This is a genomic window from Pseudomonas sp. 313 (assembly GCF_000316965.1).
Classification (GTDB): domain Bacteria; phylum Pseudomonadota; class Gammaproteobacteria; order Pseudomonadales; family Pseudomonadaceae; genus Chryseomonas; species Chryseomonas benzopyrenica.
This window is the reverse complement of sequence record NZ_ANBZ01000072.1, coordinates 1-16096: the sequence shown is the minus strand read 5'-3', so window position 1 is coordinate 16096 and position 16096 is coordinate 1. Positions and strand designations below refer to the sequence as shown.

General features: G+C 64.0%; 16 protein-coding genes and 1 pseudogene. All 17 read left to right on the top strand.

The window, feature by feature from the left end; translation table 11 throughout:
• Positions 1-45 precede the first annotated feature (45 nt).
• Positions 46-1410 (top strand): tRNA uridine-5-carboxymethylaminomethyl(34) synthesis GTPase MnmE, encoded by a 1365-nt coding sequence (gene mnmE / locus C722_RS0115990; protein WP_017641473.1) that lies wholly within the window; start codon positions 46-48, stop codon positions 1408-1410.
• 444 nt (positions 1411-1854) lie between these two features.
• A complete protein-coding gene (gene mnmG, locus C722_RS0115985; RefSeq protein ID WP_017641472.1) occupies positions 1855-3747 on the top strand; it encodes a tRNA uridine-5-carboxymethylaminomethyl(34) synthesis enzyme MnmG in 1893 nt (630 codons plus the stop codon).
• A complete protein-coding gene (rsmG, locus tag C722_RS0115980; protein ID WP_017641471.1) occupies positions 3747-4391 on the top strand; it encodes a 16S rRNA (guanine(527)-N(7))-methyltransferase RsmG in 645 nt (214 codons plus the stop codon). The genes mnmG and rsmG overlap by 1 nt, the downstream gene beginning before the upstream one ends.
• Before the next feature lie 8 nt (positions 4392-4399).
• The gene (locus C722_RS0115975) at positions 4400-5194 is read left to right on the top strand and encodes a ParA family protein (RefSeq protein ID WP_007160127.1); all 795 of its coding nucleotides are present in this window, start codon (positions 4400-4402) and stop codon (positions 5192-5194) included.
• Positions 5195-5203: 9 nt separating this feature from the next.
• The gene (locus C722_RS0115970) at positions 5204-6076 is read left to right on the top strand and encodes a ParB/RepB/Spo0J family partition protein (protein ID WP_017641470.1); all 873 of its coding nucleotides are present in this window, start codon (positions 5204-5206) and stop codon (positions 6074-6076) included.
• A 146-nt stretch (positions 6077-6222) separates the two neighbouring features.
• The gene (locus C722_RS0115965) at positions 6223-6627 is read left to right on the top strand and encodes a F0F1 ATP synthase subunit I (protein WP_017641469.1); all 405 of its coding nucleotides are present in this window, start codon (positions 6223-6225) and stop codon (positions 6625-6627) included.
• A gap of 16 nt (positions 6628-6643) precedes the next feature.
• Positions 6644-7507 (top strand): F0F1 ATP synthase subunit A, encoded by an 864-nt coding sequence (gene atpB, locus C722_RS0115960; protein WP_007160124.1) that lies wholly within the window; start codon positions 6644-6646, stop codon positions 7505-7507.
• Positions 7508-7646: 139 nt separating this feature from the next.
• Complete coding sequence (atpE, locus tag C722_RS0115955; protein ID WP_003097235.1) at positions 7647-7904, top strand: F0F1 ATP synthase subunit C; 258 nt, start codon at positions 7647-7649, stop codon at positions 7902-7904.
• Between the two features lie 55 nt (positions 7905-7959).
• Entirely contained in the window at positions 7960-8430 is a 471-nt protein-coding gene (locus tag C722_RS0115950; protein WP_007160122.1) for a F0F1 ATP synthase subunit B, read from the top strand.
• A 12-nt stretch (positions 8431-8442) separates the two neighbouring features.
• Complete coding sequence (locus C722_RS0115945) at positions 8443-8979, top strand: F0F1 ATP synthase subunit delta (RefSeq protein ID WP_017641468.1); 537 nt, start codon at positions 8443-8445, stop codon at positions 8977-8979.
• An 18-nt stretch (positions 8980-8997) separates the two neighbouring features.
• Positions 8998-10542 carry a F0F1 ATP synthase subunit alpha gene (gene atpA / locus C722_RS0115940; protein ID WP_017641467.1) on the top strand — a complete coding sequence of 515 codons (1545 nt, stop codon included), beginning with the start codon at positions 8998-9000 and terminating at the stop codon, positions 10540-10542.
• Between the two features lie 48 nt (positions 10543-10590).
• Entirely contained in the window at positions 10591-11454 is an 864-nt protein-coding gene (gene atpG, locus C722_RS0115935) for a F0F1 ATP synthase subunit gamma (RefSeq protein WP_007160119.1), read from the top strand.
• Positions 11455-11484: 30 nt separating this feature from the next.
• Positions 11485-12861 (top strand): F0F1 ATP synthase subunit beta, encoded by a 1377-nt coding sequence (gene atpD, locus C722_RS0115930; protein WP_017641466.1) that lies wholly within the window; start codon positions 11485-11487, stop codon positions 12859-12861.
• A 38-nt stretch (positions 12862-12899) separates the two neighbouring features.
• Positions 12900-13325, top strand: a complete 426-nt coding sequence (locus tag C722_RS0115925; protein WP_007160117.1) for a F0F1 ATP synthase subunit epsilon — start codon at positions 12900-12902, stop codon at positions 13323-13325.
• 154 nt (positions 13326-13479) lie between these two features.
• Positions 13480-14847, top strand: a complete 1368-nt coding sequence (gene glmU, locus C722_RS0115920) for a bifunctional UDP-N-acetylglucosamine diphosphorylase/glucosamine-1-phosphate N-acetyltransferase GlmU (protein WP_017641465.1) — start codon at positions 13480-13482, stop codon at positions 14845-14847.
• 54 nt (positions 14848-14901) lie between these two features.
• Positions 14902-15672: a DeoR/GlpR family DNA-binding transcription regulator gene (locus C722_RS0115915; RefSeq protein ID WP_017641464.1), complete on the top strand. Its 771-nt coding sequence runs from the start codon at positions 14902-14904 to the stop codon at positions 15670-15672.
• A gap of 66 nt (positions 15673-15738) precedes the next feature.
• Positions 15739-16080 (top strand): annotated as a pseudogene (locus C722_RS0115910) (hypothetical protein); the annotation flags it as partial.
• Positions 16081-16096 lie beyond the last annotated feature (16 nt).

Sequence of the window (16096 nt, the reverse complement as noted above, 5' to 3'; positions counted from 1 at the left end):
CACGACGCCCCTTGATTGGGGCGTCGTGCTTTCTGGAGGATCGTCATGTCTCTGCCTTCCGACAGCATCGCCGCCATCGCCACCGCCACCGGGCGCGGCGGGGTCGGCATCGTCCGCGTCTCCGGTCCCCTGGCCGCCCCCTTGGCGCGGGCGATCTGCGGCCGTGAGCTGCCGCCTCGGCATGCCCACTACGGCAACTTCCTCGCCGCCGACGGCAGCGTGCTGGACGCCGGCATCGCCCTGTTCTTTCCCGGCCCCAACTCCTTCACCGGCGAAGACGTGCTGGAACTCCAGGGCCACGGCGGTCCGGTGATCCTCGATCTGCTCCTGCGCCGCACCCTGGAAGAGGGTGCACGCCTGGCCCGCCCCGGGGAATTCAGCGAACGCGCCTTTCTCAACGACAAGCTCGATCTGGCCCAGGCCGAGGCCATCGCCGACCTCATCGAGGCCAGCACCGAACAGGCGGCGCGCAATGCCCTGCGCTCGCTGCAGGGCGAATTCTCGCGCCGGGTGGAAAGCCTGGTCGAACAGCTGATCCGCCTGCGCATCTATGTCGAGGCCGCCATCGACTTTCCCGAGGAGGAGATCGACTTCCTCGCCGACGGCCGCGTGCAGGGCCTGCTGGAGGGCGTCCAGGCCGAGCTGCACGAGGTCCAGCGCGAAGCCAATCGCGGCGCCCTGCTGCGCGATGGCATGACCGTGGTGATCGCCGGCCGTCCCAATGCCGGCAAGTCCAGCCTGCTCAATGCCCTGGCCGGTCGCGAAGCCGCCATCGTCACCGACATCGCCGGCACTACCCGGGATGTCCTCCGCGAACATATCCACATCGACGGTATGCCGCTGCATGTGGTCGATACCGCCGGCCTGCGCGACACCACCGACCGGGTCGAGCAGATTGGCGTCCAGCGCGCCCTGGACGCCATCGCCGGCGCCGACCGGGTGCTGCTGGTGGTGGATGCCAGCGCGCCGGAAGCTCGGGATCCCCAGGCGCTCTGGCCGGAGCTGCTGAGCACCCGGCCGCCGCTGGACAAGCTGACGGTGATCCGCAACAAGGCCGATCTCACCGGCGAGGTTACCGGCCTGCTGGCCACCAGCGAACCGGTCGAGATCGCCCTCAGCGCCACCGATGGCGGCGGTGTCGAAGCCTTGCGCGAGCACCTCAAGGCCTGCATGGGCTTCGAGCAGACCACCGAGGGCGGCTTCAGCGCCCGGCGGCGTCACTTGGATGCCCTGCAAAGAGCCGCCAGTGCCTTGGACCATGGCTATCGTCAGCTCACCCTGGCCGGCTCCGGCGAGCTGCTGGCCGAAGACCTGCGCCAAGCCCAGCAGGTGCTCGGCGAGATCACCGGCGCTTTCAGCTCCGACGACCTGCTCGGCCGCATCTTCTCCAGCTTCTGCATCGGCAAGTAATTTCCCGCCCGCCGTTCCAGGCCTGTGCAAGGCAGGCCTTGACTGTCCTCATCTCTCCCTTCCAGAGCCCTGTTGATAACCCTGCCTGAGGTCTGCCCATAAATCGGTGCACGAGCTGTCCATGACTGCGCATGTGGATAAACAGGCAAAGGCTCCACAGGATGCTGAGAGCTTGTATCCATCCACAGCACAAGACATGCACGGGGCTCAGGTTTTCCCCAGCCCAGTGCTGACGAGGGCTGGATAACCTTATCCACAGCGAAGTGCCTGCATATACATAAGCTCTATATCAGTCCTTTTAAAACTTTCTTCCCTATTGTTTATATTGGAGGTCTCTCTTGACGGCTGGTCATTTTTTGGCCAGAACCCCTTCTGCAAGAGCCGCTCAGGCCTTATACTTGCCGGCTTTCCTTTGAATTCCTGCCAACAGGCACGAGGTGCGTGGTGGACTTCCCTTCCCGTTTCGACGTCATCGTGATCGGTGGCGGCCATGCCGGTACCGAAGCGGCCCTGGCGGCCGCTCGCATGGGTGTGCGCACCCTGCTGCTCACGCATAATGTGGAAACTCTCGGCCAGATGAGCTGCAACCCCGCCATTGGCGGCATCGGCAAGAGCCATCTGGTCAAGGAGATCGATGCCCTGGGCGGCGCCATGGCCGCGGCCACGGACCTCGCCGGCATTCAGTTCCGCATTCTCAACAGCCGCAAGGGACCTGCCGTGCGCGCCACTCGCGCCCAGGCCGACCGCGTGCTGTACAAGGCGGCCATCCGCCATACGCTGGAAAACCAGCCGAACCTGTGTATATTCCAGCAGGCCTGTGACGACCTCATCGTCGAAGGCGATCGCGTCGCCGGCGTGGTCACCCAGATGGGCCTGAAATTCCATGCCGACAACGTGGTGCTGACCGCCGGGACCTTCCTCGGTGGTCTTATCCACATCGGCCTGCAGAACCACAGCGGTGGACGAGCGGGCGATCCGCCGGCCATCGCCCTGGCTCAGCGCCTGCGGGAACTGCCGCTGCGGGTATCGCGGCTGAAGACCGGTACGCCACCGCGCATCGACGGCCGCTCGGTGGATTTCTCGGTGATGACCGAGCAGCCCGGAGATACCCCCCTGCCGGTAATGTCCTTCCTCGGCAATCGCGAGCAGCATCCGGCGCAGGTCAGCTGCTGGATCACCCATACCAACGCCCGCACCCACGACATCATCCGCGCCAACCTGGATCGTTCGCCCATGTACTCGGGCGTGATCGAAGGGGTAGGGCCGCGCTACTGCCCGTCCATCGAAGACAAGATCCATCGCTTCGCCGACAAGGACAGCCATCAGGTCTTTCTCGAACCCGAGGGCCTGACCACCCACGAGCTCTACCCCAACGGCATCTCCACCTCGCTGCCCTTCGATGTGCAGCTCGAGGTGGTGCGTTCCATGCGTGGCATGGAGAACGCCCACATCCTGCGGCCCGGCTACGCCATCGAATACGACTTCTTCGATCCGCGGGATCTCAAGTACAGCCTGGAAACCAAGGTCATCGCCGGCCTGTTCTTCGCCGGCCAGATCAATGGCACCACCGGTTACGAAGAAGCCGGCGCCCAGGGTCTGCTCGCCGGGGCCAACGCCGCGCTGCGCGCTCAGGGCCGTGAAGCCTGGTGTCCGCGCCGCGACGAGGCCTACCTCGGCGTCCTGGTGGACGATCTCATCACCCTGGGCACCCAGGAGCCCTACCGGATGTTCACCTCGCGCGCCGAGTACCGGCTGATCCTGCGCGAAGACAACGCCGACCTGCGCCTGACCGAAAAGGGCCGCGAGCTGGGCCTGGTGGACGACCAGCGCTGGGCGCTGTTCGAAGCCAAGCGCGAGGGCATCGTCCTGGAAGAGCAGCGTCTCAAGGCCACCTGGATCCGTCCGGGAACGCCCCAGGGCACGGCGGTCGCCGAGCGTTTCGGCACGCCGCTCAATCACGAATACAACCTGCAGAACCTGCTGGCCCGGCCGGAGATCGACTATGCCGGCCTGATGGCCGCGGTGGGCGAGACGCCGGCCGAGACCCAGGTCGCCGAGCAGATCGAGATCAAGACCAAGTACGCCGGCTACATCGATCGCCAGCAGGACGAGATCCAGCGACTGCGCGCCAGCGATGCCGTGGCGCTGCCCGCGGAGCTCGACTACGCCAGCATTTCCGGACTGTCCAAGGAGATCCAGCACAAGCTGGCCCAGGCCCGTCCCGAGACCCTGGGGCAGGCCTCGCGCATTCCCGGCGTCACGCCAGCGGCGGTCTCGCTGCTGCTGATCCACCTGAAGAAGCGCAGCGCCGGTCGCAGCCTGGAGCACAGCGCCTGATGGCCAGCGCGATCCAAGCCAACGAACTGCGTCAGGGCGCCGAGACCCTCGGCGTGGCCCTGACCGCCGCCGTGGAAGAGCGGTTGCTGGGCTACCTGGACCTGCTGGTCAAGTGGAACAAGGCCTACAATCTCACCGCGGTGCGCGATCCCAACGAGATGGTCTCGCGGCACCTGCTGGACAGCCTCAGCATCGTCCCCTACGTAGGCGCGGGGCAGTGGCTGGACGTAGGCAGCGGCGGCGGTATGCCGGGCATTCCCCTGGCGATCCTCTTTCCCGAGTCGCGCTTCACCCTGCTCGACAGCAACGGCAAGAAGACCCGCTTCCTGACCCAGGCCAGGATCGAACTGGGCCTGGCCAATCTCGACGTGGTCCACGCCCGCGTCGAGGCCTACCAGCCTGCCGCGCCCTTCACCGGCATCGTCTCGCGGGCGTTCAGCGCCATCGACGACTTCGCCACCTGGACGCGCCACCTGGGCGACAACCAAACACAGTGGCTGGCGATGAAGGGGCTGCACCCCGACGACGAACTGGCCAAGCTACCAGCGGATTTCCGGGTTGCGGCGGCGCACGTCCTCGCGGTTCCCGGTTGCCAAGGCCAGCGGCACTTGCTGATACTGCGCCGCACGAACGGAGAGGGGTAAGGCGGTACATGGCCAAGGTTTACGCGATAGCCAACCAGAAGGGCGGGGTGGGCAAGACCACCACGTGCATCAATCTCGCCGCTTCTCTGGCCGCCACCAACCGGCGCAAGGTGCTGCTGATCGACCTCGATCCCCAGGGTAACGCCACCATGGGCAGTGGGGTGGACAAGCATGCCCTGGAGCATTCGGTGCTGGACGTCCTCACCGGCGCCTGCGGTCTGCTCGACGCCATGCACTTCTCCGAGCACGGCGGCTACCAGCTGCTGCCCTCGAACCGCGACGTCACCGCCGCGGAAGTCGAGCTGCTGGAGATGAGCGGGCGTGAGAGTCGCCTACGCGACGCCCTGGCCCCCGTGCGGGACAACTACGACTACGTGCTCATCGACTGCCCGCCGTCGCTGTCCATGCTGACCATCAACGGGCTGGTGGCCGCCGACGGCGTGATCATCCCCATGCAGTGCGAATACTTCGCCCTGGAAGGCCTGACCGATCTGATCGGCAGCATCCAGCACATCGCCCAGCGGTTGAATCCGCAGCTCAAGATCGAAGGCCTGCTGCGCACCATGTTCGATCCGCGCATCGGCCTGGCCAACGACGTCGCCGCCCAGCTCAAGCAGCACTTCGGCGACGAGCTCTACGAAACCATCATTCCGCGCAACGTCCGCCTGGCCGAAGCACCCAGCTACGGCATGCCCGCGCTGGTCTACGACAAGAGCTCCAAGGGGGCCGCGGCCTATCTGGAGCTGGCCAGCGAGCTGGTCAAACGTCAGCGCAAGGCGGCTCGCGTCGCCAAGACTGCCTAAGGAATCCCCATGGCTGTGAAGAAACGAGGTCTGGGCCGCGGTCTCGACGCCCTGCTCGGCGGTGCCAGCGTCAAGGTCCTGCAGGAGCAGGCCGCCGCCACCCCGGTCAGCGAACTGCAATCGCTGCCGGTGGACATCATCCAGCGCGGCAAGTACCAGCCGCGCCGGCACATGGATCCGACCGCTCTGGAAGAGCTGGCCAACTCCATTCGCGTCCAAGGGCTGATGCAGCCCATCGTGGTACGTGCCATCGGCGAAGGCCGTTACGAGATCATCGCCGGTGAACGCCGCTGGCGTGCCAGCCAGCAGGCCGGCCTGGACCGCATCCCCGCCCTGGTGCGCGACGTCCCCGACCAGGTGGCCATCGCCCTGGCGCTGATCGAGAACATCCAGCGGCAGAATCTCAATCCGCTGGAAGAGGCCATGGCCCTGCAGCGGTTGCAGGACGAATTCGAGCTGACCCAGGCCCAGGTGGCTGAAGCCGTCGGCAAGTCGCGCTCGGGCGTGACCAATCTGCTGCGCCTGCTGGCGCTGGCCGAGGACGCCAAGGACCTGCTGGCCAAGGGCGAGCTGGAAATGGGCCATGCCCGGGCGCTGCTCGGTCTGCCCAAGGCCCGCCAGGCCGAAGGGGCGCGGCACGTTGTCGCACGGGGTCTCACCGTCCGCCAGACCGAGGCCCTGGTGCGCCAGTGGCTCAGCGGAACGGAGCCGGTTGAGAAGGCACCAGCCGTGGATCCGGACATCAGCCGTCTGGAGCAGCGTCTGGCCGAGCGTTTGGGCGCCAACGTGCAGATCCGCCATGGCGAGAAGGGCAAGGGTCAACTGGTGATCCGCTATACCTCTTTGGACGAACTTCAAGGCGTACTGGCGCACATTCGCTGACACAAATGCCTTCCGGCAATAAAGGCAATCTGTCCGGGGTGGCTTGAACCACCCCTGGCGCGCCCCTATACTTTGCCCGCTTTTTGTCGGCACAAAGCATGCCAGTGAAAACAACTATTAAGCCGACACCAGAGGACTTCGAGCCGATGGACCGCCGCACGCCCAAACGCCTGCCCTTCCATCATCAGCCTGCCTTTCGCCTGCTGCTCGTCCAACTGGCTGTCGCGTCGTGTGCCGCCGTTGTCTTGTATTGCTTCGTCGGTAAGGTCGCCGGTTATTCCGGATTGTTGGGTGGGCTGATTGCCTGGCTGCCCAATCTGTATTTTTCGTTCAAGGCGTTCCGCTATCGCGGCGCCCATGCCGCCCGAGACATCGTCCGTTCTTTCTACTCGGGCGAGGCGGGCAAACTGATTCTCACGGCAGTGCTCTTTGCACTGACGTTTGCCGGGGTAAAACCGCTTTCGGCTCCTGCACTGTTCGGCGTCTATCTGTTGACGCTGATGGTCAATGCCGGCGCGCCCCTGCTACTGAAAAAACCGACTAGACCTTAAGGCATTCGAGGCACACATGGCAGCAGACTCCGCTTCGGGCTACATCCAGCACCACCTGCAGAACCTGACCTATGGTATGCATCCGGTGAACGGCTGGAGCTTCGCCCACACCCCCGCTGAAGCTAAGGAAATGGGCTTCTGGGCCTTCCACGTGGACACCCTCGGCTGGTCGGTCGCCCTCGGCCTGATCTTCCTGGTGCTGTTCCGCAGCATCGCCAAGAAGGCCACCAGCGGTCAGCCCGGCGGCCTGCAGAACTTCGTCGAAGTGCTGGTGGAATTCGTCGACGGCAGCGTCCGTGACACCTTCCATGGCAAGAACGCCCTGATCGCGCCCCTGGCCCTGACCATCTTCGTCTGGATCTTCCTGATGAACCTGATGGACCTGGTGCCGGTGGACTGGCTGCCGTCCGTGGCCGGCATGCTGTTCGGCGAGCACACCTACTTCCGCGTGGTGCCCACCACCGACCCGAACGCCACCCTGGGCATGGCCCTGTCGGTGTTTGGCCTGATTATCTTCTACAGCATCAAGATGAAGGGTCTCGGCGGTTTCTTCGGCGAGCTGACCCTGCACCCCTTCAGCAGCAAGAATCCGCTGCTGCAGATCATCCTGATTCCGATCAACTTCCTGCTCGAATTCGTCACCCTGATCGCCAAGCCGATCTCGCTGGCACTGCGACTGTTCGGCAACATGTATGCGGGCGAGCTGATCTTCATCCTGATCGCCATCATGTTCGCCAACGGTCTGGCACTGGGCGGTCTGGGTATCGTGCTGCAGTGGGCGTGGGCGGTGTTCCACATCCTCATCATCACCCTGCAGGCCTTCATCTTCATGATGCTGACCATCGTTTACCTGTCGATGGCGCACGAAGAAAGTCACTAAGGAATGGCTTCCGGACGCTGCTGACGGCGTCCGGGGGCGGTTCTGCCGTGAGTCCCGGAGGACCTCGTCCGCCGGGTAACTTGGGAAAACTTTTTCGCTTCAACCTTAACCAAGACGACTAAAAAAGTCGGGAGGAAAGATGGAAACTGTAGTTGGTTTGACCGCGATCGCCGTTGCTCTGCTGATTGGCCTGGGCGCTCTGGGTACCGCCATTGGCTTCGGTCTGCTGGGTGGCAAGTTCCTCGAAGGCGCCGCTCGTCAGCCGGAAATGGTTCCGATGCTGCAAGTCAAGATGTTCATCGTCGCCGGTCTGCTCGACGCCGTGACCATGATCGGTGTTGGTATCGCCCTGTTCTTCACCTTCGCTAACCCCTTCGTTGGTCAGATCGCCGGCTGATCACCCTCGCGGGTGTAGGCAGGACTGATGGACAACGAACGAGCGAGGTGTTGGCGTGAACATTAATGCAACCCTGATAGGCCAGTCCGTTGCCTTCTTCATCTTCGTGCTCTTCTGCATGAAGTACGTGTGGCCGCCGATCATCTCGGCGCTGCGTGAGCGTGAGAAGAAGATTGCCGATGGCCTTGACGCTGCCAACCGCGCGGCTCGTGATCTGGAAGTGGCACAGCAGCAAGCCAACCAGAAAGTGAACGAAGCCAAGGGTCAAGCAGCCGAGATCATCGAGCAAGCCAACAAGCGTGCCGCTCAGATCGTCGAGGACGCACAGGCCAAGGCCCGTGCCGAAGGCGACCGGATCAAGGCGCAGGCTCAGGCGGAAATCGAGCAGGAAATCAACACCGCGAAGGACGCTCTGCGTGCTCGCGTCGGCGTGCTGGCCGTGGCCGGCGCCGAGAAGATCCTCGGATCGACCGTTGATGCCAATGCTCATGCCCAGTTGGTCGACCGACTGGCAGCGGAAATCTAAGCGAGGCCACCAATGGCAGAACTGAACACGCTGGCCCGGCCCTATGCCAAGGCGGCTTTCGAGTTCGCACAGTCCCAGCAGCAGCTGACCCAATGGTCGGCCGCGCTCGGGCTGCTCGCCGCGGTATCCCAAGATGGGACCGTGCGCCAGCTGCTTCAGCAGCCGCAGTTGACTGCGGACGCCAAGGCCGGATTGCTCATCGATGTATGTGGCGATCAGCTGGATGCACAGTCCCAGAACTTCGTTCGGACCGTGGCAGAAAACAACCGGATCGACCTGTTCCCGGCCATCGCCGAGATCTACGAGGCGTACAAGGCCGAGCAGGAAAAATCCATCGAGGCGGAAGTCACCAGTGCTTTCGCCCTGAGCGAAGAACAGCAAGACAAACTCGCCAAGGCTCTCAGCGCAAGGCTAGGTCGACACGTGCGACTTAATGCATCCGAGGATGCGAGCCTGATCGGTGGTGTGGTTATCCGCGCCGGCGACTTGGTAATCGATGGCTCCGTTCGCGGCAAGCTCGCGCAACTGGCCGAAGCGTTGAAACCTTGAGTTTGAAGGGGCAGTAGCATGCAGCAACTCAATCCTTCCGAAATTAGTGAAATCATCAAGGGTCGCATCGACAAGCTCGACGTGACCTCGCAAGCCCGCAACGAAGGCACCATCGTCAGCGTGTCTGACGGTATCGTGCGGATCTTCGGTCTGGCCGACGTCATGTACGGCGAAATGATCGAATTCCCCGGCGGCATCTACGGTATGGCGCTGAACCTGGAGCAAGACTCCGTCGGCGCCGTGGTCCTGGGTAGCTACCTGGGTCTGGCCGAAGGCATGAGCGCCAAGTGCACCGGTCGCATCCTGGAAGTCCCGGTTGGTCCGGAACTGCTGGGTCGCGTCGTCGACGCCCTGGGCAACCCCATCGATGGCAAGGGTCCGCTGAATGCCAGCGCTACCGACGCCGTCGAGAAGGTCGCGCCGGGCGTGATCTGGCGTCAGTCGGTCGACCAGCCGGTGCAGACCGGCTACAAGGCCGTCGATGCCATGATCCCGGTTGGTCGTGGTCAGCGTGAGCTGATCATCGGTGACCGTCAGATCGGCAAGACCGCCATGGCGATCGATGCCATCATCAACCAGAAGAACAGCGGCATCCGCTGCGTCTACGTCGCCATTGGTCAGAAGCAGTCGACCATCGCCAACGTGGTACGCAAGCTGGAAGAGAACGGCGCTCTGCACAACACCATCGTGGTGGCAGCCAGTGCGTCCGAATCGGCTGCCCTGCAGTTCCTGGCGCCCTACTCGGGTTGCACCATGGGCGAATACTTCCGCGACCGCGGTGAAGACGCCCTGATCGTCTATGACGATCTGTCCAAGCAGGCCGTGGCCTATCGCCAGATCTCCCTGCTGCTGCGTCGTCCGCCGGGCCGTGAAGCCTATCCCGGCGACGTGTTCTATCTCCACAGCCGTCTGCTCGAGCGCGCGTCCCGCGTCTCCGCCGACTACGTCGAGAAGTTCACCAACGGCGCCGTGACCGGCAAGACCGGCTCGCTGACCGCGCTGCCGATCATCGAGACCCAGGCCGGCGACGTGTCCGCCTTCGTTCCGACCAACGTGATCTCCATCACCGACGGCCAGATCTTCCTGGAAGCCGGCCTGTTCAACTCGGGCATCCGCCCGGCGGTCAACGCCGGTGTCTCGGTATCCCGTGTGGGTGGTGCGGCCCAGACCAAGATCATCAAGAAGCTGTCCGGCGGTATCCGTACCGCGCTGGCCCAGTACCGTGAACTAGCGGCCTTCGCCCAGTTCGCCTCGGACCTGGACGAAGCCACCCGCAAGCAGCTTGAGCATGGTCAGCGCGTCACCGAGCTGATGAAGCAGAAGCAGTACGCGCCCATGTCCATCGCCGAGATGTCCCTGAGCCTGTACGCCGCCGAGCGTGGTTTCCTGAGCGATGTGTCCCTGGACAAGATCGGTAGCTTCGAGCAGGCCCTGATCGCCTACTTCAACCGCGATCACGCCGACCTGATGGCCAAGATCAACGTGAAGGGCGACTTCAACGACGAGATCGACGCCGGCATCAAGGCGGGAATCGAGAAGTTCAAGGCCACGCAAACCTGGTAAGCCGCGACGGGGGCGCCAGCCCCCGTTTGCCAACCCGATAGGTGTCACATGGCAGGCGCAAAAGAGATTCGCGGCAAGATCGCGAGCATCAAAAGCACACAGAAGATCACCAGCGCCATGGAAAAGGTTGCGGTCAGCAAGATGCGTAAGGCTCAGGCCCGCATGGCTGCCAGCAAGCCTTATGCCGAGCGCATCCGCGCTGTGATCGGCCACCTGGCCAACGCCAACCCCGAGTACCGCCATGCCTTCATGGTGGAACGCGAGGTCAAGCGCGTCGGTTACATCGTGGTCAGCTCCGATCGGGGTCTGGCCGGTGGTCTGAACACCAACCTGTTCAAGGCTCTGGTCCGCGACATGAGCGACCAGCGCGGCAAGGGTGTGGAAATCGATCTGGCGGTGATCGGGGCCAAGGGTGCCTCCTTCTTCCGCAGCTTCGGCGGCAACGTGGTCGCGGCCATCAGCCACCTCGGCGAAGCCCCGGCGATCGGCGATCTGATCGGCAGCATCAAGGTGATGCTGGATGCCTACCTGAACGGCCGTATCGACCGTCTGTACGTGGTGTCCAACGTCTTCGTCAACACCATGACCCAAAAGCCGACCATCCAGCAGCTGGTGCCCCTGGTGCCGGCCGAGGGCGGTGAGCTGCAAGGCAAGCATTGGGACTATCTCTACGAGCCCGACGCCAAGACCCTGCTCGACGGTCTGCTGGTGCGCTACGTGGAATCCCAGGTGTACCAGGCCGTGGTCGAGAACGCTGCCAGCGAACAGGCCGCGCGGATGATCGCGATGAAGAACGCCACCGACAACGCCGGCGATCTCATCAAGGAGCTGCAGCTGGTCTACAACAAGGCTCGCCAGGCTGCGATCACCCAAGAAATTTCGGAAATCGTCGGCGGCGCCGCCGCGGTCTGACGGACAGCTTAAACATTCGAGGAACGCGAAATGAGTAGCGGACGTATCGTACAAATCATCGGCGCCGTGATCGACGTGGAATTCCCGCGCGACGCGGTACCGCGCGTCTTTGACGCCCTCAAGGTGCAGGGTGCCGAAACCACTCTGGAAGTCCAGCAGCAGCTGGGCGACGGCGTGGTCCGTACCATCGCCATGGGTAGCACCGAAGGCCTCAAGCGCGGCCTGAACGTCGGCAACACCGGCGAGGCCATCAAGGTCCCGGTCGGCGTCAAGACCCTCGGCCGCATCATGGACGTGCTGGGCAACCCCATCGACGAAGCCGGCCCCATCGGCGAGGAAGAGCGTTGGGAAATCCACCGCAAGGCCCCGTCCTATGCCGAGCAGGCAGGTGGTAACGACCTGCTGGAAACCGGCATCAAGGTCATCGACCTGGTCTGCCCCTTCGCCAAGGGCGGCAAGGTCGGCCTGTTCGGCGGCGCCGGCGTGGGCAAGACCGTCAACATGATGGAACTCATCCGTAACATCGCCATCGAGCACAGCGGTTATTCCGTGTTCGCCGGCGTGGGCGAGCGTACCCGTGAAGGGAACGACTTCTACCACGAGATGAAGGACTCCAACGTTCTGGACAAGGTCGCCCTGGTCTATGGCCAGATGAACGAGCCGCCGGGTAACCGTCTGCGCGTGGCCCTGACCGGTCTGACCATGGCCGAGAAATTCCGTGACGAAGGCCGTGACGTCCTGCTGTTCGTCGACAACATCTACCGCTACACCCTGGCCGGCACCGAAGTGTCCGCGCTGCTGGGTCGTATGCCGTCCGCGGTAGGCTACCAGCCGACCCTGGCCGAGGAGATGGGTGTCCTGCAGGAGCGCATCACCTCCACCAAGCTGGGTTCGATCACCTCCGTACAGGCCGTTTACGTCCCGGCGGATGACTTGACCGACCCGTCCCCGGCGACCACCTTCGCCCACCTGGACGCCACCGTGGTTCTGTCCCGTGACATCGCCTCCCTGGGTATCTACCCGGCGGTCGATCCCCTGGACTCCACCTCGCGCCAGCTGGACCCGAACGTGATCGGCCAGGAGCACTACGACACCGCTCGCGGCGTCCAGTACGTGCTGCAGCGCTACAAGGAGCTGAAGGACATCATCGCGATCCTGGGCATGGACGAACTGTCCGAGTCCGACAAGCAGCTGGTATCCCGCGCGCGTAAGATCCAGCGCTTCCTGTCCCAGCCGTTCTTCGTGGCCGAAGTCTTCACCGGTTCGCCCGGCAAGTACGTGTCCCTCAAGGACACCATCGCCGGCTTCTCCGGGATCCTGCGTGGCGACTACGATCACCTGCCCGAGCAGGCGTTCTACATGGTCGGCGGCATCGACGAAGCCATCGAGAAAGCCAAGAAACTGTAACTGCCGCGCCCGGCAACGGGCGCTCTTAGAGGCACGCTATGGCCAAGACAGTCCAATGCGACATCGTCAGCGCGGAAGGGGAAATCTTCTCCGGCGCGGTGGAGATGATCATCGCCCACGGCCACCTGGGTGATCTGGGTATCGCCCCGGGCCATGCGCCGCTGCTCACCGATCTGAAACCGGGCCCCATCCGCCTGGTCAAGGCCGGGGGCGCCGAGGAGGTGTTCTACATCTCCGGCGGTTTTCTGGAAGTGCAGCCGAATGTCGTCGAAGTGCTGGCCGATACCGCCAGCCGCGCCGGTGACATCGACGAAGCTGCCGCTCTGGAAGCCAAGCAGCGCGCCGAGGCAGCGCTGAGCGACAAGGGCACGGAGTTCGACTACACCGCTGCCGCAACTCAGCTCGCCGAAGCCGCCGCCCAGCTGCGCACCATCCAGCAGCTCAAGCGGCAAGCCAAGCGCTAAGCGCAAGGTCAGGCTGTAACGACAAGGGTAGCTTCGGCTACCCTTTTCTTTTGTCGCCCAAAAAGTGGGCGAGAAATTTCGCGTGGTCGGACTCGGAAGGCGCCTGTCGCCTTCTGTCGCCGGCTCGTCTCTTCCTCCTGTCTCCGAGGTTCCGATGTCCCTGGAAATCGTCATCCTGGCTGCTGGCCAGGGCACCCGCATGAGATCCGCTCTACCCAAGGTGCTGCATCCCGTGGCCGGTCGCAGCATGCTGGGGCATGTCCTCGACCGTGCCCGTGAGCTGCAGCCGGCCGGCATCCATGTCGTCATCGGTCATGGCGCCGACCAGGTCCGCAGCCAGCTGGCCGCCGCCGATGTCAGCTTCGTGGTCCAGGCCGAGCAACTCGGTACCGGCCATGCCGTGGCCCAGGCAGCGCCGGCGCTGACGGCGGAGCGGGTATTAATACTCTATGGCGACGTGCCCCTGATCCAGACCGAGACCCTGCAGCGCCTGTTGCAGCAGGTGGATGACGGTCACCTGGCGCTGCTGACCGTGGAGCTGGACGATCCCACTGGCTATGGCCGCATCCTGCGCGATGAGCAGGGGCGGGTAACCGCCATCGTCGAGCACAAGGACGCCAGCGACGCCCAGCGCGCCATTCGCGAAGGCAATACCGGCATCCTCGCGGTACCCGGTCGGCGGCTGGCGGATTGGCTGGGTCGCCTGTCCAACAGCAATGCCCAGGGCGAGTACTACCTGACCGACGTCATCGCCCTCGCGGTGGCGGACGGCCTGACCATCGCCACCAGCCAGCCGGCGGATGCCATGGAAGTGCAGGGTGCCAACGATCGCCGGCAACTGGCCCAGCTGGAGCGGCACTTCCAGCACCGCGCCGCCGAGCGCCTGATGTTTCAGGGCGTGACCCTGCTGGATCCCACGCGCTTCGATCAGCGTGGCCAGGTCGAGGCCGGTCGCGACGTCTCCATCGACGTCAATGTCATTCTCGAAGGCCGGGTGGTGCTGGAAGACGGCGTGAGCATCGGTCCGAATTGTGTGATCAAGGACAGCGTGCTCAAGCGTGGCGCCATCATCAAGGCCAACAGTCATCTAGACGGCGCCGTGGTAGGGGAGGGCGCCGATGTCGGTCCCTTCGCCCGCCTGCGACCCGGCAGCGAACTGGGCAGCAAGGCCCATGTGGGTAACTTCGTCGAACTGAAGAACGCCCATTTGCAGGCCGGCGCCAAGGCCGGGCACCTGAGCTACCTGGGTGATGCCAGCATAGGTCCCGACAGCAACATAGGGGCAGGCACTATCACCTGCAACTACGATGGCGCCAACAAGTTTCGAACCGAAATCGGCGCGGACGTCTTCGTGGGTTCCAACAGTTCCCTGGTAGCGCCGGTTACCCTGGGTGCGGGGGCAACTACCGCTGCAGGTTCGGTCATCACTGCGGATGTACCAGAGGATACCCTGGCGCTGGGGCGGGCCCGCCAAGTCAACAAGACCGGCTGGCAGCGGCCGAAGAAGACCCCCAAGGCTTGACGGCTGCTCGCTATTAGGTTTTGATTCGATCCATTATCTTTCGAATCGAAATTTATGACCCGTCGCAATACCGCGCAGCGCCGTCACGCCATCCTCGCCCAGCTCCAAGAGCAGGGCGAGGTCAGCGTGGACGGGCTGGCCCGTCAGCTGGAGACCTCCGAGGTCACCATCCGCAAGGACCTGGCCGCCCTCGAGCGCAATGGCCTGCTGCTGCGTCGCTATGGCGGCGCGGTGGCCATGCCCCAGGAACTGCTGGCCGATGCACCGCCCCAGGCGTCGCCCTTCAAGCAGGCCATCGCCCGGGCCGCGGCCCAGCGCCTGCGCGAACATGCACGGATCATCATCGACTGCGGCAGCACCACGGCGGCGCTGATTCCCCAGCTCGATCGCCGCCCCGGGCTGGTGGTCATGACCAATTCCCTGCAGGTGGCCATGGCGCTGCGCGAGCTGGAGCAGGAACCCATGCTGCTGATGACTGGCGGCACCTGGGATCCGCACTCGGAATCCTTCCAGGGTCAGGTCGCCGAGCAGGTGCTCCGCTCCTACGACTTCGACCAGCTGTTCATCGGTGCCGACGGCCTCGATCCGGAGCGTGGCACCACTACCTTCAACGAGCATCTGTCGCTATCGCGGGTGATGGCCGAGGTGGCGCGGGAGGTGGTGGTCATGGCCGAAGCGAGCAAGCTGGGCAGGCGAATTCCCAATCTGGAACTACCTTGGGAAAGGGTGGACGTGCTCATCACCGATGAGCGCCTGCCCGCCGAGGCGGCCCGGGCGATCGAAACCCGGGGGGTGCAGGTGGTCTGCGCCCCGGTGGACAACTAGACAATCAGGTCATCCACAGCTGGCCCCGCCGGGTCGCTGTGGATAAACCGGCAACGGGAGGTAAGCATGTGTGGAATCGTCGGCGCCATTGCCGAGCGTAACATCACCGCCATTCTGGTCGAGGGTCTCAAGCGCCTGGAATACCGTGGCTACGACAGCGCCGGCCTGGCCCTGCTGGATGCCCAAGGCGAGTTGCAGCGCCTGCGCCGTATCGGCAAGGTCAGTGAACTGGAAGCAGCGCTGTTGGCCGATCCCCTGGCCGGTCGCCTGGGTATCGCCCACACCCGCTGGGCGACCCACGGTGCGCCCACCGAAGCCAATGCCCACCCACATTTCTCCCAGGGTGACGTGGCCGTGGTGCACAACGGCATCATCGAAAACCACGAAGCCCTGCGCGCCCAGCTCAAGGCACACAGGGGATAGG